This window comes from Aeromicrobium sp. PE09-221, assembly GCF_002174305.1.
In the GTDB taxonomy this organism is placed as follows: Bacteria; Actinomycetota; Actinomycetes; order Propionibacteriales; family Nocardioidaceae; genus Aeromicrobium.
Map to the genome: position 1 here is coordinate 75,561 of NZ_MIJB01000014.1, position 19,288 is coordinate 94,848.

20 protein-coding genes and 4 pseudogenes are annotated in these 19,288 nt (G+C 65.5%); 7 read left to right on the forward strand and 17 right to left on the reverse strand.

Translation table 11 applies throughout. The features are described 5' to 3' along the window. Positions 1-108 (reverse strand): mycofactocin precursor MftA, encoded by a 108-nt coding sequence (gene mftA, locus BHE97_RS07895; RefSeq protein ID WP_140400045.1) that lies wholly within the window; start codon positions 106-108, stop codon positions 1-3. Between the two features lie 95 nt (positions 109-203). Between mftA and mftR the strand changes: the two genes are divergently transcribed. From mftR to BHE97_RS07915, 4 genes are all read left to right on the forward strand, one after another. Beyond that, a complete protein-coding gene (mftR, locus tag BHE97_RS07900; RefSeq protein WP_087623493.1) occupies positions 204-803 on the forward strand; it encodes a mycofactocin system transcriptional regulator in 600 nt (199 codons plus the stop codon). Positions 804-1,138: 335 nt separating this feature from the next. After that, positions 1,139-1,537 carry a hypothetical protein gene (locus BHE97_RS07905; protein ID WP_087623494.1) on the forward strand — a complete coding sequence of 133 codons (399 nt, stop codon included), beginning with the start codon at positions 1,139-1,141 and terminating at the stop codon, positions 1,535-1,537. A 265-nt stretch (positions 1,538-1,802) separates the two neighbouring features. Further along, positions 1,803-2,561 carry a tyrosine-type recombinase/integrase gene (locus tag BHE97_RS07910; RefSeq protein ID WP_087623495.1) on the forward strand — a complete coding sequence of 253 codons (759 nt, stop codon included), beginning with the start codon at positions 1,803-1,805 and terminating at the stop codon, positions 2,559-2,561. Between the two features lie 26 nt (positions 2,562-2,587). Next, complete coding sequence (locus tag BHE97_RS07915; protein WP_087623496.1) at positions 2,588-2,917, forward strand: hypothetical protein; 330 nt, start codon at positions 2,588-2,590, stop codon at positions 2,915-2,917. Positions 2,918-2,971: 54 nt separating this feature from the next. Here the strand turns inward: BHE97_RS07915 and BHE97_RS07920 are convergent, their stop codons facing one another. Together BHE97_RS07920 and BHE97_RS07925 are read right to left on the reverse strand one after the other, a co-directional pair. Continuing rightward, entirely contained in the window at positions 2,972-3,214 is a 243-nt protein-coding gene (locus tag BHE97_RS07920) for a hypothetical protein (protein WP_087623497.1), read from the reverse strand. Beyond that, entirely contained in the window at positions 3,205-3,657 is a 453-nt protein-coding gene (locus tag BHE97_RS07925) for a hypothetical protein (protein ID WP_087623498.1), read from the reverse strand. The genes BHE97_RS07920 and BHE97_RS07925 overlap by 10 nt, the downstream gene beginning before the upstream one ends. Positions 3,658-4,349: 692 nt before the next feature. Here BHE97_RS07925 and BHE97_RS07935 point away from each other — a divergent pair. Next, positions 4,350-5,343 (forward strand): annotated as a pseudogene (locus tag BHE97_RS07935) (IS481 family transposase). Between the two features lie 11 nt (positions 5,344-5,354). Here BHE97_RS07935 and BHE97_RS07940 read toward each other — a convergent pair. From BHE97_RS07940 to BHE97_RS20675, 4 genes and pseudogenes are all read right to left on the reverse strand, one after another. Further along, a pseudogene (locus tag BHE97_RS07940) lies at positions 5,355-6,270 on the reverse strand (IS5 family transposase). An 80-nt stretch (positions 6,271-6,350) separates the two neighbouring features. Beyond that, positions 6,351-6,857, reverse strand: a pseudogene (locus BHE97_RS07945) (DDE-type integrase/transposase/recombinase); the annotation flags it as partial. Positions 6,858-6,964: 107 nt separating this feature from the next. Next, positions 6,965-8,404, reverse strand: a complete 1,440-nt coding sequence (ltrA, locus tag BHE97_RS07950; RefSeq protein WP_236757586.1) for a group II intron reverse transcriptase/maturase — start codon at positions 8,402-8,404, stop codon at positions 6,965-6,967. A gap of 622 nt (positions 8,405-9,026) precedes the next feature. Further along, positions 9,027-9,791, reverse strand: a pseudogene (locus BHE97_RS20675) (IS3 family transposase); the annotation flags it as partial. Between BHE97_RS20675 and BHE97_RS07965 the strand changes: the two are divergent. Continuing rightward, a complete protein-coding gene (locus BHE97_RS07965) occupies positions 9,790-10,041 on the forward strand; it encodes a hypothetical protein (RefSeq protein ID WP_140400051.1) in 252 nt (83 codons plus the stop codon). The pseudogene BHE97_RS20675 and the gene BHE97_RS07965 sit on opposite strands and share 2 nt — an antisense overlap. Positions 10,042-10,496: 455 nt before the next feature. Here BHE97_RS07965 and BHE97_RS07970 read toward each other — a convergent pair whose 3' ends face one another. Next, entirely contained in the window at positions 10,497-10,751 is a 255-nt protein-coding gene (locus BHE97_RS07970; protein ID WP_087623562.1) for a HigA family addiction module antitoxin, read from the reverse strand. Positions 10,752-11,249: 498 nt separating this feature from the next. Between BHE97_RS07970 and BHE97_RS07975 the strand changes: the two genes are divergently transcribed. Further along, entirely contained in the window at positions 11,250-12,740 is a 1,491-nt protein-coding gene (locus BHE97_RS07975; protein ID WP_087623505.1) for an NAD(P)/FAD-dependent oxidoreductase, read from the forward strand. Between the two features lie 75 nt (positions 12,741-12,815). Here BHE97_RS07975 and BHE97_RS07980 read toward each other — a convergent pair whose 3' ends face one another. The 9 genes from BHE97_RS07980 to BHE97_RS08020 form a co-directional block, all read right to left on the reverse strand. Then, positions 12,816-13,343 (reverse strand): carboxymuconolactone decarboxylase family protein, encoded by a 528-nt coding sequence (locus tag BHE97_RS07980; RefSeq protein ID WP_087623506.1) that lies wholly within the window; start codon positions 13,341-13,343, stop codon positions 12,816-12,818. Further along, positions 13,340-14,320: a zinc-binding dehydrogenase gene (locus BHE97_RS07985; RefSeq protein ID WP_087623507.1), complete on the reverse strand. Its 981-nt coding sequence runs from the start codon at positions 14,318-14,320 to the stop codon at positions 13,340-13,342. The genes BHE97_RS07980 and BHE97_RS07985 overlap by 4 nt, the downstream gene beginning before the upstream one ends. Positions 14,321-14,322: 2 nt before the next feature. Beyond that, a complete protein-coding gene (locus tag BHE97_RS07990) occupies positions 14,323-14,856 on the reverse strand; it encodes a VOC family protein (RefSeq protein ID WP_087623508.1) in 534 nt (177 codons plus the stop codon). After that, positions 14,853-15,170 (reverse strand): SCP2 sterol-binding domain-containing protein, encoded by a 318-nt coding sequence (locus tag BHE97_RS07995; protein WP_087623509.1) that lies wholly within the window; start codon positions 15,168-15,170, stop codon positions 14,853-14,855. The genes BHE97_RS07990 and BHE97_RS07995 overlap by 4 nt, the downstream gene beginning before the upstream one ends. A 95-nt stretch (positions 15,171-15,265) precedes the next feature. After that, entirely contained in the window at positions 15,266-15,706 is a 441-nt protein-coding gene (locus BHE97_RS08000; protein ID WP_087623510.1) for an SRPBCC family protein, read from the reverse strand. Then, positions 15,703-16,701 (reverse strand): alpha/beta hydrolase, encoded by a 999-nt coding sequence (locus BHE97_RS08005; protein WP_087623511.1) that lies wholly within the window; start codon positions 16,699-16,701, stop codon positions 15,703-15,705. The genes BHE97_RS08000 and BHE97_RS08005 overlap by 4 nt, the downstream gene beginning before the upstream one ends. After that, a complete protein-coding gene (locus BHE97_RS08010; protein ID WP_087623512.1) occupies positions 16,698-17,861 on the reverse strand; it encodes an alpha-hydroxy-acid oxidizing protein in 1,164 nt (387 codons plus the stop codon). Before BHE97_RS08010 ends, BHE97_RS08005 begins: the two co-directional genes overlap by 4 nt. Then, entirely contained in the window at positions 17,858-18,760 is a 903-nt protein-coding gene (locus BHE97_RS08015) for an SDR family NAD(P)-dependent oxidoreductase (protein WP_201791354.1), read from the reverse strand. Before BHE97_RS08015 ends, BHE97_RS08010 begins: the two co-directional genes overlap by 4 nt. Beyond that, the gene (locus BHE97_RS08020; RefSeq protein WP_087623513.1) at positions 18,757-19,284 is read right to left on the reverse strand and encodes a carboxymuconolactone decarboxylase family protein; all 528 of its coding nucleotides are present in this window, start codon (positions 19,282-19,284) and stop codon (positions 18,757-18,759) included. The genes BHE97_RS08015 and BHE97_RS08020 overlap by 4 nt, the downstream gene beginning before the upstream one ends. Positions 19,285-19,288 lie beyond the last annotated feature (4 nt).

Below are 19,288 nucleotides of genomic sequence, written 5' to 3' on the forward strand. Positions count from 1 at the left end.
TCAGTAGACGCCGCACATGCCGTCGATGGAGACCTCCTCGATCAAGGACTCCACCTCGACCTCGGTCGTGGTATCGGCGGCGTCGTGCTGCGTGGAAGTTGGCTCCATGACTCCTCCATCGTGTGGATCGTGATGTGGCCCACACATTAATGGCACTCAGCGCCACAATGCAAGGGTCTGCAGCACATTGCTATCGTCCGGCCATGACGCCGGAAAGCGCACCGCCGCGGACGACGGTCGGCCGCCCCGGCGCCACCTCACACGCTGAGATCGAGCAGGCCGCCTTCGACCTGTTCACCGATCGCGGCTTCGACCAGACCACCATGGGTGACATCGCAGACGCAGTGGGGGTCGGCCGGCGCACACTGTTCCGCTACTTTCCGTCCAAGAACGACATCCCGTGGGGGCAGTTCGACCGAACACTCGAGGCATTCCGGCTCATCCTGGACCAGGCGCCGCGCGACATCGCCCTGCACGAAGCAGTGCACCGCAGCGTGGTGACGTTTAACGCCTTCCCCGACGACGCGCGCCCGCCCCACCGCGACCGGATGAGACTCATCCTGTCCACCCCGTCGCTCCAAGCCCACTCGGTCTTGCGCTACGCCGACTGGCGACGAGTGATTGTCGAGTTCGTGGCACGAAGAACTGGCCAGGACCCGACCGACGCACTCCCACGTACCGTCGGCCACGTCAGCCTCGCGCTGGCTCTGTCGGCCTACGAATCCTGGCTCGAACAACAGAGCAGCAGCATCACGACCCTGCTCGACGAGGCCATGGCCGAGCTGCGGTGGTATCTGAAGTGATGCGTAGGAGCGGTGACGGTTGGCCCCGTGGGACTCGAACCCACAACCCGCGGATCATGGAGATAACGTCTCTGACCTGCATGGACGTCGGCGGGTCGCGGTCGCGGAGCGTGCAGCATGAGCGGCGCGCTGGTGGAGTACGACGAGGACGCTTTCTACGGGTACGCCCACGCCTCACCGTTGCTCGGTCGGGCATGTGAGGACTGTGGTGCGACGGCTGGCCTGCGGTGGGTGCGGCTGTTGACGGCTCCCGATTGCTGGTTGTGCGTGGATGCGGCCGGGTGCCGTGCCCGTCGCGCGCGTCGCCTTCGATCGACCGATCAGGTTGATATCCGATGAGTGCGTGGGACGAGATGCAGCAGCGAGAGCAGGACCGGACCGCCGCGATCCGAGACGCGATCGGCGATCAGATCGACGTAGTGGTCGCGGAGTACGAGTTCGGATCTGCTCCGGCTGTGAAGCGCGGTCGGAACCCGCAGTGGCCCTACGTGCCGATCCTGAAGTCGATCGACGAGCACGGGCGTGCCAGCACCCGGCAGGTGCAGGGTCTGGCCTACGCCACCCGGGAGGAGGCTGTCGATCGTGCCGAGCGGTACATCGCCGAGTGGCGCGAGAAGATGCGTGCCGACCTCGCGAACCCGAGACACCGCGCTTGGCGTGAGCATTTGGGGCTACCACGGGACCCTCTATCGACCGACTCGGAGCATAGTGCAGACGGAGGGCGTGATGAGTGAGTTCAGGTACGGCGTGAGCGCGCAGGGCGTCGTCCTCGTCCACCGGCGAGGGTGCCAGCGCTGGCCCCGCTTGACCTTCGACTGGTCCCCGCCCGAGAACCGTCGTACCGGCGACCGTGCATGCCGACTGTGCCTGCCCGACGGCCTTCCCACATCGACCGATCAGGGGGAGCTGCGAACACTCAGGGTGCAACTGTGACACGGCTCTCCCTAGCATCCGGGATGGATACCTGGGAGAAAGACCATCGAGGACTGGACCACCTACATGACCGCCGCGGGCGCACCCGAGACCACCCGAAACCTGCGGACCTACCACCTACAGCGCCTCGCCGCCGACATGACCCGCGGACCGTGGACCGTCACGTTCGACTACCTCGTGCAGTGGCTCGCCGGTCAGGGTTGGGCTGCGAACACACGGAAGTCGTACCGGCAGTCGTTGCGGTCGTTCTGCTCGTGGGCGATGGCCACCGGCCGCGTCACGGAGTCGCCGGCCCATCTGCTGCCGCCGGTGCGGGTGCCGCGGGGGAACCCGCGCCCGGTGGACGAGGCGACGTACAGGGCGGCGCTCGCGTCTGCTGACGAGCGGGTACGGCTCGCTCTGCTGCTCGGTGGGGCGATGGGTCTCAGACGGTCGGAGATCGCGCGAGCACGCCGCGAGGATCTCGTGAGGGATCTCGTGGGCTGGTCGCTGCGGGTGACGGGGAAGGGTGGCCACGTGCGTGTCGTGCCCGCGCTGGCCGAGCTCGCCGAGGTCATCCGTGCCGGGCCGGCCGGATGGCTGTTCCCGTCAGCGCACGGTGGTCACCTGACCGGCCACCATCTGGCCAAGCTGATGTCTGCTGAGCTCGGGGACTACTCGGCTCACGCGCTGCGTCACCGTTGCGGGTCGGTGGCGTACGGGGTGACTCGTGACCTTCGGGCAGTGCAGGAGCTGCTGGGGCATGCGAGGCCCGAGACGACGGCTGCGTACACGTTGGTGCCGGATGACGATGTGCGTGCGGCGATGATGGCGGCTCCGGCGTGAGCCGCGGACATGAGAGGGTGCAGGCCATGACGGATCAGGTCGAGTTCAGGTTGGTGCAGCTGGGGACGCGTCCAGTGGTGCGGGTGTCAGCGTTGCAGCTGACGTACGAGCGTCGGTACGCGAACTGGATCACGAAGCTGATCCTGATCTGCTCCTTCGGTATGGCGTTCCTTGCGTGGCCGTGGATCCGGTTCGGTCGGGAGACGGTGACGATCCCGCGGTCGCGGGTGAACTCGGTGAAGACCAAGTTCGGCCCCGCGCTGGCCGACCTGACGGTGGTCACGTCGAGCGACTCGGTGTCGTTCCGCACGGACCTGTCGACGCCCGACGCTGCTCGGGCTCTGCTGATCGACTGACGCAGACGTGACGAGGCCCCCACCCCGATGGTGGGGGCCTCGTGCTGTGCCGGGTCACTCGGTGTCGAGCTTCATCCGCTTCCCGTTCCCGGGCGCGATCGGCGTCACCTTCCGGCGTGCGTAGAGCACCGACCCGAGCACCGCCCCCGCGGAGACGAACCCGACGATCCCCGTGGCCTGCGCCTCGGTGACGTTGATCCCGAACGCGGTCAACAGCGCGACACCGGCAATGACGACGCCGACGACCGCGCCGGACAGCGCGACTGGTTCGCGCTCGATGGTGTTCCTCACGTCCATGATTCACTTCCTCCCCTCTTGAGTCGACGGACCGGGAGCCACCCGCCGTTGACGCCCTCGCGCCAGCCCGCGCCCTTCCGGTCACGCCCTGATCCCACGGCCGTGAACGTCGAGCCCTTCCGAGCTCGCTTCGGCCCGCCACCAGAACGGACGGCAGCGTGGTGTGCGCCGGGACCGGTGCGCACGATCGTGTCCTTCTTCACCGTGTACTGAGCGCCCGCATCCTTCGGGGCCCGGTACCGGCCCGGGTTCAGCAGGATGTACGGGTGGTCCTTGTGGTTGGCCGTGGAGTTACCCCGATCAGCCATCAGCCGCGCGACGCCGGGCCGGTTGGTCGTCAAGGTGATCCGCTGCCACCAGATGACGTGCTGTAGCCGGAGCCGGACGCGATGCCGCCACACGTGGGCGTTGATCCAGTCGCCAGCGGCCTTGTTGTGGACCATCAGGTCCAGGGCACGGCCGGTGCGATGCTCGCCGCATGGAGCCCATGCCCCACATGAACCAGATCTCGTGTCCGGGCTTGCGGGCTGCGTTGTAGATCTCCTTCGCGACCGAGCGGGTGGCGGGGTCGATGTTGCCGAGCTTGCTTGAGACGTGTCGCCAGTTACTCATCGTCGGTCTCCTCGTCGTCGGCCAGCAGTGCTGGATCGTCGAAGCTTTCCGGCTCCTCCGGGCGTGTGGGGATTTCGGGGTTCATCTCTCACTCCTCTGTTGGTGGTTCTGGTGTTGGGATGCAGACGAGGCCGGGCACGGGCTGCGTCGTGCCGTCTGAGTAGGTGGCGGTCACGTCGCCGTCGATGCAGTCGCACCGCTCGACGCCGCGGCCGGTGGGGCCCTGCTCGCCGCGCGGTCCGGTCTCGCCTCGTGCGCCCTGGGGGCCGGCGGGGCCGGTTTGGCCGGTCGATCCGCCGGGCCCTTGAGCTCCGGGCTCCCCGTTGGCTCCGGGTTCTCCGGGCGGTCCGCGCTCGCCCATGACGCCGGGCTCGCCGGGTGCGCCGTCCTCCCCGTCCGTGCCGGCCGGACCACGCTAGCTGTGGTGTCCGGGGACGTTGTTTCGGGTTGGGTGCTGGATAGGTGAAGGCCTCCGGGTGAGGGTGGAGCTGTCTAAGAACCGTTTCTCACCCAGGAGGCCTTCATGGTCCACGCTAACGCTGCGCTCACTCCCAAAGCTCGTCTTCGTCTTGCCAGGTTGATCGTTGATGACGGCTGGCCGGTCGTGGCGGCCGCAAAGATGTTCATGATCTCGACTGTCACTGCACGCAAGTGGGCGGCACGGTATCGGGCTGAGGGTATGGCCGCGATGACCGATCGGTCGAGCCGTCCGCACTCGAGCCCGACCAAGACCTCGCTGGAACTGACGCGCCAGATCGTGCGGCGGCGGCTGCGGCACCGGCTGGGGCCGGTCCAGATCGGCCACGAACTCGCGCTGGCGCCCTCGACGGTCCACGCGGTGCTGGTGCGATGCCGGCTGAACCGGCTTACCTACCTGGATCGTTCCACCGGAGAGACGATCCGTCGCTACGAACACCCCTATCCGGGTTCGTTGATCCACGTCGACGTGACCAAATTCGGCAATATCCCTGACGGCGGCGGGCACCGGTTCGTGGGCGTCACCCAAGGCCGCGCCAACCGGATCGCCACCGCCGACGCGGGACGGAGCAAGAACTCCGAACCACGACTCGGGACCGGGTTCGTGCACACCGTCATCGACGACCACTCCCGGCTCGCCTACGCCGAGATCTGCGCCGATGAGAAAGCCGTCACCGCGATCGGGGTCCTGCAACGCGCGGTCACCTGGTTCGCCGAACGCGGCGTCACCGTCGAAAGGGTGCTCTCCGACAACGGCAGCGCCTACATCTCCCACGCATGTCGCGACGCCTGCACCGAACTGGACATCACGCCCAAACGAACCCGCCCCTACCGGCCCCAAACCAACGGCAAGATCGAAACGGTTCCACCGCACCCTGGCCGACGGCTGGGCCTACGCCCGTCTCTACTCCAGTGAAACCGAACGCCGAACCGCGCTACCGCACTGGCTGCACTACTACAATCACCACCGAGCCCACTCCGCCATCGGCGGCCAACCACCAGCCAGCAGACTCAACAACCTGCCCGGACACCACACCTAGGGTGCGGCTCCTTATTCGCGTAGCCAGAGGGTGATGGCTCTCAGGACGACGCCTCCTCGGTAGACGCGGGCGAGTTTGTCGTAGCGGGTGGCGATGCCGCGCCACTGCTTGTGGTCGTTGAAGGAACGCTCGATGACATTGCGTCCGCGGTAGATCTCGGCATCGAGGGCCGGTGGTCTGCCGCCTGCTGATCCGCGGGCCCGGCGGTGGCGGATCTGGTCAGATGGCTGCGGAATCACCGCGGTGATGCGCCGCGACCGCAGGTCGGCACGGATCGCCCGCGAGGAGTAGGCCTTGTCCCCGACCAGCGCATCGGGTCTGGTCCTGGCCGGCCCGGGACCAAGGCGTTTGACCCGCAGGTGTGACAGCAGCGTCGCGAGCATCGGCGAGTCGCCGGCCTGGCCCGGCGTCACGGCGATCACCAATGGACGGCCACGACCGTCGACGAGCTGATGGATCTTCGTGCTCAGCCCGCCACGAGAACGCCCGAGGCCGTGATCGGGTGGCTCGGCGCGCAGATTCGTGTGATTCGACTCAGCCCCCTGTGCGCCGTGCGGGTCGGCGGCCAGCCGGCTCCTCGAGGCGGCCCAAGGTTGCCGCGTGCTGGTGGGCACGGTTGATCGTCGAATCCACGCTGACGGTCCAGTCGACCTCCCCCGCGGCGTCGGCTTCAGCCACCAGCCGGGCATGGATCGCGTCCCACGTTCCGTCAGCACTGAACCGCCGATGACGCTTCGAAGCAGTCTGATGCGGACCGAACTGGGCCGGCAGATCACGCCACGCGATCCCCGTGCGGAGCCGATAGATGATCGCCTCGACCACCTGCCGATGATCCCGAAACGGCCGACCACGCTGCCCATCAGAAGACGGCATCACCGGCTCGATCCGAGCCCACTGAGCATCCGACAACACGGCAAGACGCGACATACGTCAACCATCCCCGCCCAACCCCGCTCGATTAAGGAGCCACGCCCTAGCTGAACCGCCCCGGCGAGTCCGGAGAGTTTCTAGTTTGAGACTCCAGCGGGTGCTGGGGTCTGGTGGTGAGCGTAGTGTGCCCGTTCGGCTTCGACGGGTGTGAGGTCGTCGCAGTATTCGAACGGGCGTCGGTGGTTGAACCAGTCGACCCATTCGGCGGTCGCGATCTCGAGGTCGTCGAGCCCCTTCCAAGGACGACGGGCTCTGATCAGTTCGGTCTTGTAGAGCCCGATCACCGACTCGGCCAGGGCGTTGTCGTGCGACGATCCGACTGCTCCGGTCGAGGGTTTGATGCCAGCGGTGGCGAGGTGTTCTGTGTAGGCCACGGACAGGTACTGAACTCCGTGGTCGTGGTGGGCGATCAGCCCGGCCAGGTCGCGGCCGTCGCGGTGCCGGGTCCAGATCGCCTGGTCGACCGCATCGACGACGAACTGGCTGGTCATCGTGGTCGAGACCGCCCAGCCCAGGATCCGGCGGGCGTAGGCGTCGATCACGAACGCGGTGTAGCACCAGCCCGACCACGTTGAGCAGTAGGTGTAGGGGTCGGACAGGAGCGCCCTGTCAGCCTTTCGGCTGGTGGGTTTCTCCTGCCCGCCCTCCGAACCGGACGTGCGGCTTCCACCGCATCCGGCTCTCCACATGTTCATGCCGTGGCTGCTGGTCCCCATGGTGTGAGAATCTTCGTTCCTCGATACCGGTAGCGAGTTACTGGATGCTGCCAGCAGCGGTAGAACTCGATCCCTTCGGCGCGGATCTCCCATCCGGGAAGGTGACGCCTGATGAGGGTGCCCATGTTCAGTTTGGGGTGACGTTTCTTCAACCAGCCCACGATCCGCCAGAAGGCGAAGTGATCGAGATAGTCAAAGACGCGTTTCGATACCCCGTGCTGAAAGTAGGTGCACCAGCCCCGCAGCACCGGGTTCAACCGGCGCAGCAGGTCTGCCAGCGTTCGATGTGATGCTCGCCGAGTCATGCGTCTGACCTTGTCCTTGATCGAAGCCAGCGAATTCTTCGATGGGTAGGTATAGACCGCAGTCTTCTCGGCCGAGTGTCCTCGAATATGCCGACGCTGGATGCGCCAGCCGAGGAAGTCGAACCCTTCGTCAATATGTGTCAGGCGGGTCTTCTCGGCCGACAGGCGCAAACCCATCGGTTCGAGCACCGCTGCTGTCTCACCCCACAGCGTTTCGGCATCGGCGCGGTTGCCGTGGACAAGAACAACGAAGTCATCGGCATAGCGGATGAGTTTCATTGTCGCGCCTCCAGCACGCCGGTGCTTCGCGCGTGTCCATTCCGGACCGAGAGCATCCCACTTCGCAGCGAAGTGCTCGTCCAGAACGGACAGGGCGATGTTGGCCAGCAACGGTGACAGAATCCCTCCTTGCGGGGTGCCGGTGATGGTGTCCCTGCTCAGGCCATCCTCGGAGAGGACACCTGCTCTCAAGAACCCGCGGACCAGCCGCAGCACACGTTTGTCCCCGATCCGATCTCGCACCCTGCCCATGAGGGCCGTGTGGTCGATCTCGTCGAAACACGCCTTGATATCGGCCTCGAACACCCATTCATAGTTCCGGGTGCCCGAGGCATAGAAATGAATCTCAGCGATCGCGTCCTGCGCTCTTCTTCTCGGCCGGAAACCATACGACGATGGTTCAAAGTCGGCTTCGAAGACCGGTTCCATCACCATCTTCAGGGACGCCTGCACGATCCGGTCCGTCATCGTCGGTATCCCCAGCGAACGCGTCTTGCCATTCGCTTTGGGGATCTGCTTCTGCCGGACCCGCTCAGGCGTGAATGCTCCCGACTTCACGCTTTCACGTAAATCGGCGAGCATCGCGACCACACGGTCGGCCGGTATCGAACAAGGCACGACCCCGTCGACGCCGGCAGTGCGGCCGCCCTTGTTGCCCCGCACCCGATCCCACGCTGCCATCAGGAACGCAGGATCATGGACGAGGGTGAACACATCATCGAAACGACGACCAGGATCGGCCGCCGCCCAACGGTGCAGTTTCGTTTGCATCCCAAGTACTCGCGCCCACGCCGACTGCGTGTCGACCGGCCACGAAACACCCGTATTCACCAGTGTGTCTCCTTGCCTGCATCCGCTACTGCGAAACATGCTGGACCCCTTCGCCATGTGGTCGGCTTTCCCGACCCCGGACTACTACGAGTCCTCCGCCCCATCCCGGCCCGATCAACAGGCCATGCGTTCAGCCAAGTCGTCTGCCGCTGGCTGCGGCAGACGACCGGCAGAGCCGGGACAGTTCCCACGTTCCTTCTTGGACCATTCGACGGGATCGGCACCCAGTTATGCCCCTGCACCATCGCCACGACTACGCCGCAGGCATTCATCGTGGCCTCCGGACCGGCGACATCACCCACTCCCAGAGTTCCCCGCACGACCGAAGCCGCCCAGGTGCGCGATGCGACCCAGCCCATGTCCGCCAGGTTTTGGGCTGGTGGGTTGGATTGAGGGGCTTTCAGCCACTGGTTCCTCACGTATGCCTCTCCGTCTCGCTAGCCGAGCCCGCACCATCTGGCAGTACTGATACGACTCGTCGTTGTCGAGGACTGCTCCACCACCCGCCCACATGCCTGAGCAGACGACCGTCCTCCAGCTATCAGATGCCTGCTGCGACAGGCATCCAGCGGTGTCCTTTCACCACCACAAGGTCCAAGAACGCCTCGTGGCGCTCGAAGTCGGCCACCCAGAGCCGATCCGGCGCCAGCGGCGCGAAGTTCCGGTCGACCAAGTCCAGCGGCTTCGGGGCCTTCGGGTCGCTGATCGTGGTGCGTTTGACCTTCCCGCGGACCGCTCCGGCCAGCCCGAGTTCGCCCATCAGCCGCTCGACCGTGCACCGCGCGATCGGCGCCGCACCGGCGGGCCGTTGGCGGTTCAGCGTCAACCAGACCTTCCGCGCTCCGTAGACGCCGTAGTTGTCCGCATGCACCTGCTCGATCGCGGGCCTCAACTCGGCATCGCGCTGCTCACGAGCGGTCGGCCGGCGGCCGCGGTGTTCGTAGTAGGTCGCGGGGGCGATCTTGCAGCCCAGCTTGGTGAGCTGGTCGCAGATCGACTCGACACCCCATCGCAGACCGTCGCCGTCGCGGACACCGACGTGCTCGTCGATGTAACGCACGATCAGCGCTGTGGCCGGTCGAGTTCGGCCGCGAAGAAAGCCGACGCGCTCCGCAGGATCGCGTTGGCCCGCTTCAGCTCGGCGTTCTCCCGCTTCAACCGCTTCAACTCGGCCGACTCCTCGGACGTCATCCCCGACCGCCGACCAGCGTCAACCTCCGCCTGGCGACACCACTTGCGCACCGTCTCCGGCGTCCCGACGCCCAGCAACTCAGCGACCTTGGTCATCGCGGCCCACTCCGACTCGTGATCGGCGGATCTCGGTGACCATCCGGACCGCCCGCTCACGCAACTCGACCGGGTACCTCGTAGACGTTCTCCCTGACATGACTCCATCCTTCCCAAGGGTCGAAGTCTCCGGACTCGCCGGGGCGGTTCAAGCCGGGCACAAGCCGGGTGAGCGGGTCGAGCAGGCCGGTCGTCTGCGGGCGGACGATGGGCTCCTCGCCGAGCTCCTCGACCTGCGCGGCCAGAGCCTCGGCGGTGAGCTGCTGGTCCCCGAGCTCTCGGCCCCGTCAGCAGCATCACCTCGGCAGGCACGCATGATCTGCTTCGCGCCGGCCTGGCCACGATGGTGACCAGTGCCCAGGACGTTCTCGAGGACCTCGGCGTGCTCTCGGCTGGGGAAGCCGAGGTCCGGACCGACAGTCGTGCTAGGCAACGCAGCCGGCTGCCTGAGCAGATGCCGTCGTGGGTTCACGCCCAGAGAGGCACCTCACCGCCGCGATGACAAAGAGGTGCGACGATGCTCGGGCGCCGATGGCGCAGACATGGCTAACGCAGATTGAGGGACCGGGTGGCGCCGGCGAATTGTCGAAGGGCCGGTGGGAGTCATGGCGACTCCCACCGGCCCTCTTTTCGGCTGCTGCCGAGGACAGATTGAGGACTGACGACCTGCTCAGACAGTGTTTGTGCAGGTCAGAGGCGCTTTACGTCCTAGATGTCGTCATAGTGATCCACCCACCAAGGCTGACCTGGGCAAACACCGTCTGAGCTTGAGTTGGGGCCCCCACGGGGCCGCACGTTGACGAGTTCAGCTCGCCACCAAGGCAGTGACCTTACCGAGCTCGTCGGCGTGCAGATCGCGCTCGACCTCCACGTTGTAGTCGGTAAGGGCGGTGTCGGTGGTGATGGCGCGCTTGCCTCGGTCGATCTGGCTGATGCGGGTCTGGGGGAGACCGGTGGCCTGGCTGAGGCGGTACTGGCTGATGCTCAGCGGCTTCAGGAACTCGGTCAGCAGGATCTCACCCGGGGTGATCGGGTCGTGTGCCTTCGTCGTGGTGGCCATGTTCGTCTCCTCTGGTGGTGCACGGTGGTAGTCGGTGATCTCGACGTCGTCTGGACCGGTGTCGGTCCAGGCGAAGCAGATCCGGTACCGATCGCTAATGCGTATGGGAGTGCTGGCCGGCGCGGTGACGTCCAACTTCTCTAGGCGGTCGCCGGGAGGCATCCGTGGCTGTCGAGTTCAGAGGCCGCGATGAGGAGCCGAAGCGCCCTTCTGCGCGGCACGTTGTAGCGCGGGCTTCTTTTGGTCGACAGGACTGGCGGGTCGGGCAGTCCCGCCGAGTAGGTGTGCCCGGCCGATTGCTGTGACCGCGTGCCGGCAGCACGAACGTCAGGTTCTTGCTAGCCAACTCGTCGTTCGATTACGCCGTGCTTCTACCCGAGCTGGCGCCACGGTGGACGCGCTGGCGAAACGTCGAGGCCTGGAGAATCTGACTCATAGACTTTTACCTACTCCGTAGGTAAACTACGCTGTAGGTATTTCCGAACGCGTGGAGGAGACATGGGCGACACAACGCTCAACGTGGAAGTCGACGAACTGGACTTCATCATCGTCGGAGCCGGCCTATCTGGAATCGGCATCGCAGCGACGCTGCAACGAGAGAGGCCGGGCACACGCTTCGTCATGTTGGAGGCCCGCGACGCCATCGGAGGAACCTGGGACCTGTTCAAGTACCCCGGGATCCGGTCCGACTCCGACCTCTACACCTTCGCCTACGACTTCAAGCCGTGGACCGACAAACGAGCCATCGCACCCGCTTCGGCCATTCTCAGTTACCTGCGCGAAACCGTGGCCGAGTACGACCTCGCTCCCACGATCCGGTACAACCACAAGGTCATCCGCGCGGTATGGACAAGTGAGGACGGCTGTTGGGAGGTAACCGCTCAACATGGCGAAGAGACGGTGCTCCTGCGAACCAAGTGGCTGTTTTGCGCCAGCGGCTACTACAACTACGACGCAGGGTATTCACCGGAGTTCCCGGGAGCGGCGTCGTTCAACGGGCAGATCATCCATCCCCAAGCGTGGCCGGACGACCTGCAGTATGCAGGCAAGCGCGTTGTGGTCATCGGTAGCGGCGCGACCGCCGTCACCCTCGTGCCTGCGATGGCGCCCCTCGCTGGTCACGTCACGATGTTGCAGCGGACTCCGAGCTACATCCTTCCGGTTCCGGGCGGTGACCCCATCGCCAATGGCCTGCGAAGGGTGCTCGGACCCAAGCGCGGCCACGCCATTGCCCGGCAGAAGAATGTCGCCCAAGCGCGAGGCATCTTCAACGTCTCCCAGCGTCACCCGTCGATAGTTCGCAAGGCCATCCGCAAGCTGACTGAGTCGAAGCTGCCGAAGGGCTATCCCGTCGACGCGCACTTCAACCCGCCGTACAACCCTTGGGACCAACGGCTCTGCCTGGTGCCAGACGGAGATCTCTTCACGGCCATCTCTGAAGGCAGCGCCTCCATCGTCACCGACCGAATCAAGACCTTCACCGCCGACGGCCTTCTCCTTGAATCGGGTGAGGAGCTTCCGGCCGACATCGTGGTCACGGCTACGGGCTTGGATCTGCTCGCACTGGGGGGCATGGACCTCGTCATCGACGGTGAACCGCTGGTCCTCACCGAGGCGGTCGCCTTCAAGGGGATGCTGATGAGTGGTGCTCCCAACTTCGCATTCGCCATCGGCTACACCAACATCTCGTGGACCCTGAAGGTCGGGCTCGTCGCCGAGCATCTCGTTCGCATCCTCGACTACATGGACGTTCACGGCTATGACGTTGTGGCGCCAGAGCTCCCTGGTGGCGAGTTCGCGACTCGCCCTTTGATGGACTTCGACGCGGGCTACGTCCAGCGCGCGATCGATCGACTTCCCCGCCAGGGGGCTGACGCTCCGTGGGTCATGCCGCAGGACTACCGCAAGGACACGAAACTGTTACGCCACGGACCTGTGACCGATCCTCAACTGCACTACCGCCGCGTTCCCGTGAAGGTTGCTCCCTGACGGGAGGGAAACAGGCGGGAACGCGAAGAGGGCCTGGCGGAAGTGCTCGCCAGGCCCTCTTCGCATTCAGATGCGCTAGAGAATCGCACTGTCCTCAAGTGGCACCCGCGCCGACTCCAGGAACCGACTCACGAGGTTGAAATAGCTGACGCACAGGACCAGCTCGGTGGTCTGCACGCGGCCGTAGCGATCGAGTAGCGCCTCCAGCAGGTCATCGCGCAGTCGGATGTTGAGTGTGATGTCCTCAGCGGCGTCGAGGACCAACTGCGTCTCCTCGTCGAACCCACGCACGGGTCCGTCAACGCTCACTCGTGCGATCTCGTCGTCGCTCAGACCGACGATCCTGCCAATCCGCTCGTGCTGGACCCATTCATACTTCGAGCTGGTGATGGTCGCGATCCTCAGGATCGCGAGCTCACGCAGGCGTCGGTCGAACTTGCTCTGCAACAGGATCGAGCCGGCGAACTCAAGGAACGGCTTCAAGCTCGCAGTCGTGTTGGCGACAGCCCGGAAGATGTTGGCATCGGGAATGCCCTTGAGCAGCTTGAACTCCTTCTCGGAAAGCTCCTCGTCGGTCGGCAGAGGAATGAATGGTTTGGTCACGCGAGGTCCTCCAGGTTGATGATGATCTTGCCGAGATGTTCATTTGCTGCCATACGGGCGAACGCAGCCTCGTACTCGGTTGCCTTGAGGACATGGTCGACCGGCATCCGCAAGCTCCCGTCGGCGATACCCGGCAGCAGCGCCTCGCGGGCGCTGGCGATGACCTCGTCGATCTCGCCGAGGGTTCGACTGCGGAACGTGGTCCCGAAGTACTGGATGCGGCGCGCCGAGTGCTCTTCGAGGTCGATCTCCACCTTGTTGCCGCCCATGCGCCCGATGTTGATCAGCCGTCCAGCCACGCGGGTGGCTTGGATCGTCTGGTTGACCAGTCGTCCCGCAACGAGGTCGACGGAGAGGTCGACGCCCTTGCGCTTGGTCGAGCGCAGGACGCCGCGGACCCATTCGGGGTCCGTGGGGTCCAGGGCAAGGTCGGCCCCGAACTCCGTGAGTCGTTCCCGTCTCGCCGCTGTGGTGGAGGTGCCGATGACCGTGGCCGCACCGAAGCGCTTGGCGACCTGCAGACCCATGAGACCCATCGCCGAGCTGGCACCTTGGATCAGCACCGACTCGCCCGCGACGAGGCCGCCGAGCGTGACCACGGCGTCATGCATCGTCTGCATCGAGACCGGAAGCCCGGCCGCCTCCTCGTAGGAGAGGGTGGCGGGGATCGGGTGGAGCCACTCGGGCTTGGTGACCAGATACTCCGAGAATGCACGTGGCCCGGCCGACATGACCCGGTCGCCAACCGAGGCAGAGGTGACGCCGTCTCCGAGCTCGACTACCTCTCCGGACCATTCGAGGCCGAGCGGCTGTCCGACACCCCCCATGAGGCCGTGGCTGTCCCCAGTGAGCATCGACAGATCAGCCCGGTTGAGTGCAGCAGCGCGGAGCTTGATGAGGACGAATCCCGGGCCAGGCGAGGGTTTGTCGAACTCGCCGATCGCCGGACCATTGGTTCCGGCAATGATGGCACGCATGGTCACTTGCCTCCCATCGGGCGGATCGGCTTGGACCCGTCCCAGCCGATCGACGACTTCCGGATGAAGTCGAACACCGCCCGTTTGGGGCCGCTGACGTCAGAGATCTCCACGACGGTGCCGGGATGTCCCTGAGTCTCGAAGTAGGCGAATCGCCCGTGCTCGCCCCCGATCTTTCCCTCCTGCCCAACCACGTAGCCGAGATCAATTGCGTTGTCGTAGAGATCCTGATACTCGGTGGTCCAGTAACACATGTGCTGGAGGCCTTCGTGGCCGGCGGCGAGGAAGTCGCGGTACATCGACGGGGCGTCGTTGCTGGGCTGAATCAGCTCGATCTGCAGATCGCCGGAGTTGGCCAGAGCCACGCTGATCCGGGCGTCAGATGGCTCGCCGCGGTACCGGAAGTCCTCGACCTGGACGTCCTCGAAGTAGAACCACGGGCCAACTCCAAGGGCATCGACCCAGTGCTTGATCGCGGAGTCCAGATCGCGCACCACGTAGCCGTTCTGGGTCACCGCACCGAAGATCCGGCTCATGCGAGCTGGTCCTTGTTGAAGAAGGTGGGGATGTCCTTGGCGAGTTGGAGGTCGCCTTCGACCTGGAGTTTGCCGGCGAGGAAGGCCTCGACGCCGTCGAGGTCGCCGCGGAGGACGGAGATGAGGTCCTCGTCGGAGGCGATGAGCGTGACGTCGGGGTCGGCGGCGGTGCCGTCGTGGACGGTCAGGCCGTCGCTGGTGAGGACGACGTAGGCGGGGGTGGAGACGTTGAGCTGGACGGTTCCCTCGGCGCCGTCGGCGGCCTCGGCGTCGTAGGCGGGGGGCAGCATGTTGAGAAACTCGGAGGCGGACATCGGGGTGGGACCTTTCAGTTCAAGAACCTACGGCGTAGGTAATGCACATCACACCATAAACATACGGCGTAGATATTTCAACCCGGGAGAGCTGCTCAGGTGGCAAGTTCCTGCTCTGCCGCGTCGAGAATTCCGCTGAGTAGGCGCTGCGCGGATCGCTGGACGAGGTACCCGGCCGGCCCGTGAGCCCAGCCGGGCAGAGCGAGCTCGATGTGCGACGACCAGACTACCCTGGTGCCCTGTGCGTCATCGAGCAGACGGACATGGCCTGAGCCGCGGACGGGAGGGAAGGCCGCTCGAATGACGTAGCCGATCGAGTCGCCGGGAACGTAGCTGGTGATCTCTTCTCGGAACCATCCAGTCGAGCTGATGAGGCTGCGTACTGCATGGACACCGAAGGGGAACCGGGCGCCAGCGGCTAGCCATCGGGCGCGCAGCACCGTGCTGGAAGACGAGTAGCGTCCAGCGTCGGAGAGCCAGGTGAACACCAGTGGACGCGGGGCGGAGATGACTCGGTCGACGATCGTGCGTGTCATGAGGGCCGCGTCACCTCACCCTCGTGCCCCACGGCCTCCCGCAGGGTCCTGGCCATGGTCTCCCAGAGCGCGGTCATCGTCGGCGGCTGTGGACGCACCATCACATCCGCGGCGTGGTACATGCCTGGAACGGTGTGGACCTCGCAGGGCACGCCGGCTCGTCGCAGTCGTGCGCCGTACAGATGCACCTCGTCGTAGAAAAGGTCGAGATCCCCGACTCCGATCCAAGCAGGCGCAAGTCCGCGAAGGTCCTCTCGCCTGGCGGCTGAGCCTTCGAGGGTTTGCGCGTCCTGCAGGTACTGCGCCCAGGCAAAGCGGTTGGATGCCGCCGTCCAGATCAATCGCCCTCGTCCACCGCGGGATGCGCGGGTGCGGTCATCAAGCATCGGGTAGAGCAGCATCTGCAACGAGACCGGTATCCCTTCGTCCTGCGCCCGCTGGGCAACTTCGGCCGCAAGGCCTCCGCCGGCAGAGTCCCCACCGACTGCGATGCGCTCAGGATCGACCCCGAGGGCCGCGGCGTTGGCGCGCAACCAGCGCAGCGCGGCCATGCAGTCGTCGACTGCGCAGGGAAAGGGGTCCTCAGGCGCGGTCCGATACTGCGGCAGCGCGACCAGGACGCCCGCCTTGACGGCAAGGAAGCTGCCCTTCTCGTACTCTGATCTGGGCGAACCAAAGAGCCGTCCTCCTCCGTGGATCCACAGGAGAGCGCCCGTGACACCGCTCCTGTCCTCTGCGTCGACCAGGTGGATGGCGCGACCCTCGGGCAGGTCGTTGAGTCGCCGTGCGCGCGTGGACCCGATCAGCGGCGTCGGTCGGCCCATGACCCGTCGTGCCATCTGCAACGAGGCCGTCGATCGCACGCTCGTCGGCAACCACAGCAGCACGTTTCTTCGTAGTTCAGGTGCTGCTCGTCGCACCTGTCGCGCGCGTACGACGAGCGCTCCGAGGAGACCGAGGCCGGTCAGGACGAGCCAGACCCGGGTCCTCGTCATGGCACTGGAAGCAGGATGTCGGGGTGGAGTTCCGTGATGCTCGCGTACCCATTCAGTGCCATGGTCAGGTCCATCTCCGCGAGGAGACTCTTGAGGACGTGGACGATGCCATCGGTGGCGCCCAGCGCTGCTCCGTAGCCGTACGGACGACCGATTCCGACGGCGGTCGCGCCGAGGGCGAGTGCCTTCACGATGTCGACTCCGCTGCGCACGCCTGAGTCGAAGAGCACGGGCAAGTCGCCCGCAGCCGCGACGACCTCGGGCAGGAACGTCAGTGCCGGCGCGCTCGCGGCTTGACGACCCCCGTGGTTGGAGCAATAGATGCCGTCAACGCCAGCGTCACGTGCCTGGCGAACATCTTCGGCCGCGCAGATGCCCTTGAGGATGAGGGGAAGGCTGGTGCTGCCGCGCAACCAGTCCAGATCGGCCCAACTGAGGGTGGGATTGCCGAAGACTCCCGCCCACTGCTCGACCGCCGCGGCCGGATCGTCGCGGCGCTCGGCGGGCAGGCGTCTGAGGAAGACCTCGTCGCTGGTGTAGTTGGCCAGCCCGGCTCCACCCAGTTGGGGGAACGTGCCGTGCCGCAGATCCCGCGGCCTGTAACCCAGCGTCCAGGTGTCGAGGGTGACGACGAGCGCTCGATAGCCGGCCGACTCGGCCCGCGAGATGAGGCTCACGGCGAGTTCTCGATCATTGGGGGTGTAGAGCTGGAACATGCCAGGCGTCTGTCCCAAGTTGGCCGCAACCTCTTCGAGTGGATCCTGCATCAGGGTTGAACCCACCAGCGGAACACCGGTCGCCGCAGCTGCCTTGGCGGCCGCTATGTCGCCGTGCCCGTCGCTGCTCAAGACACCGAGAACACCAATCGGTGCCATGAACACCGGTGAGGGCAGGGACATGCCGAACAGGTCGACTGATTGGTCACGCTGTCCAGCCCCGACCAGCATGCGCGGCCGGATGCCGAGCCGCTCGAATGCTGCGACGTTGCCCTGCTGAGTGTGCTCGTCACCCGCGCCTCCGGCCACGTAGTCCCACAGGTCCGGGACAACGGCTTCTTGGGCCTGCGCCTCCAGCTCTGAGAACGTGAACGGCATGGTCGGCGCCTGCCCCAAGATTCCTTCGAGATAGACACCGAGCTGGAAGTCAGAGAAGTTGCTCATGGCTTCGTCTCGACCACGTCGGCCGTCGAAGTCGCGTGATCAACAAGATCCCATAGGTGCGCGGCAAGGCGAGGGTCTGATGCCTCCTTGGTGCGCCCTACCGGCTTCGGGTGCCCACGGAATTCGTAGAGGCGATCAGGGCCGATGTAGCTGTTGTTCGGCAGCACCTCGGTAGCGGCGTAGAGGGTGGTGAGGGCTCCCTTCGTCGGCGGCTGTCCGAGCATGGCGACGCCGACGTCGAAGAGGCGGTTGAGTGCCTTGCTCGGTGTCGGGTTCGTCAGGCTCGTTGCAGCCCAGCCGGGGTGCGAGAGTTGGACGTCGACACCCGGCCGCAGGGCGTGGATGCGCCTGGACAGCTCGGCGCCCCAGATCATGTCGCCCAGCTTGGACTGACCGTAGGCTGCAGGCTTGGTCCACTTCCTGCGCTCGAAGTGCGGGTCGTCAAGGTCGAAGGTGGCCTGCTTGTGGGCCATCGAGCCCACGACGACGACGCGACGCTTGACTCGGGGCAGCACCAGGTTGGTGAAGCGGAACGGCCCGAACAGGTTGACCGCAAGGTTCATCTCGAAGCCGTCCTCGCTCACCTGGCGGGAGTTCGTTGCGGCGCCGGCGTTGTTGATGAGCACGTCCACCTGCTCAGTGACCTGGTTGGCTGCGGACTGGACGCTCGCCTGTGAGGAGAAGTCAACCCTCAGCACATCGGCGTCGCCGAGTTGGCTGGCAACCTTCTGCCCCAAGGCCTCGTTGCGTACCGCCAGGATGATCCGCGCGCCGCGGCTCGACGCGACCCGCACAGTCTCCAAGCCGAGGCCGTTGGTGCTGCCGGTGACGAGCCACGTCTGGCCGGTAAGGTCGGGCATGTCGTCGAGGTCCCATCGGGGGGTGGCAGGTGCACTCACAGCAGGGCCTCGCTCTCCAGCGGCACCCGCGCGGACTCGAGGAAGCGCGGAATGAGGTTGTAGAAGCTGATCGCCAGCACGAACTCAGTGGTCTGCTCGCGCCCGTAGCGCTCCAGCAGGCGCTCGAGCAGGTCGGAACGAAGCTTGATGTTCCGAGTGATGTCCTCGGCGGCCTCGAGGACGAGCAGCGTCTCCTCGTCCAGCCCCTCGGTCGAGCCCGGAGTGTTCGCGGTGACGATGTCTTGCTCCGGCACACCGACCACCTTGGAGATGCGCTCATGCTGGACCCGTGCGTACTCAGAGCCCAAGATCGCAATCACGCGCAAGATCGCCAGCTGGCGCAGGCGCCGGTCGAACTTGTTCTGGAGCAGCACGGAACCCGCGAAGTCCAAGAACGGCTTGAGGCTTGCCGAGGTGTTCGCAACCATCCGGAACACGTTGGCCTCCGGAAGGCCCTTGAGCAGCTTGAGCTCTCGCTCGGTCAGTTGCTCGTTGGTGGGGAGTGGGATGTGGGCGTCGGTCATGTGG

Excerpts from the sequence above, each read along its gene's own strand:
- mftA (WP_140400045.1), bottom strand. The coding sequence starts at position 108 with ATGGAGCCAACTTCCACGCAGCACGACGCCGCCGATACCACGACCGAG.
- mftR (WP_087623493.1), top strand. The coding sequence starts at position 204 with ATGACGCCGGAAAGCGCACCGCCGCGGACGACGGTCGGCCGCCCCGGC.
- BHE97_RS07905 (WP_087623494.1), top strand. The coding sequence starts at position 1,139 with ATGAGTGCGTGGGACGAGATGCAGCAGCGAGAGCAGGACCGGACCGCC.
- BHE97_RS07910 (WP_087623495.1), top strand. The coding sequence starts at position 1,803 with ATGACCGCCGCGGGCGCACCCGAGACCACCCGAAACCTGCGGACCTAC.
- BHE97_RS07915 (WP_087623496.1), top strand. The coding sequence starts at position 2,588 with ATGACGGATCAGGTCGAGTTCAGGTTGGTGCAGCTGGGGACGCGTCCA.
- BHE97_RS07920 (WP_087623497.1), bottom strand. The coding sequence starts at position 3,214 with ATGGACGTGAGGAACACCATCGAGCGCGAACCAGTCGCGCTGTCCGGC.
- BHE97_RS07925 (WP_087623498.1), bottom strand. The coding sequence starts at position 3,657 with ATGGTCCACAACAAGGCCGCTGGCGACTGGATCAACGCCCACGTGTGG.
- BHE97_RS07965 (WP_140400051.1), top strand. The coding sequence starts at position 9,790 with ATGACTCCATCCTTCCCAAGGGTCGAAGTCTCCGGACTCGCCGGGGCG.
- BHE97_RS07970 (WP_087623562.1), bottom strand. The coding sequence starts at position 10,751 with ATGGCCACCACGACGAAGGCACACGACCCGATCACCCCGGGTGAGATC.
- BHE97_RS07975 (WP_087623505.1), top strand. The coding sequence starts at position 11,250 with ATGGGCGACACAACGCTCAACGTGGAAGTCGACGAACTGGACTTCATC.
- BHE97_RS07985 (WP_087623507.1), bottom strand. The coding sequence starts at position 14,320 with ATGCGTGCCATCATTGCCGGAACCAATGGTCCGGCGATCGGCGAGTTC.
- BHE97_RS07990 (WP_087623508.1), bottom strand. The coding sequence starts at position 14,856 with ATGAGCCGGATCTTCGGTGCGGTGACCCAGAACGGCTACGTGGTGCGC.
- BHE97_RS07995 (WP_087623509.1), bottom strand. The coding sequence starts at position 15,170 with ATGTCCGCCTCCGAGTTTCTCAACATGCTGCCCCCCGCCTACGACGCC.
- BHE97_RS08000 (WP_087623510.1), bottom strand. The coding sequence starts at position 15,706 with ATGACACGCACGATCGTCGACCGAGTCATCTCCGCCCCGCGTCCACTG.
- BHE97_RS08005 (WP_087623511.1), bottom strand. The coding sequence starts at position 16,701 with ATGACGAGGACCCGGGTCTGGCTCGTCCTGACCGGCCTCGGTCTCCTC.
- BHE97_RS08010 (WP_087623512.1), bottom strand. The coding sequence starts at position 17,861 with ATGAGCAACTTCTCTGACTTCCAGCTCGGTGTCTATCTCGAAGGAATC.
- BHE97_RS08020 (WP_087623513.1), bottom strand. The coding sequence starts at position 19,284 with ATGACCGACGCCCACATCCCACTCCCCACCAACGAGCAACTGACCGAG.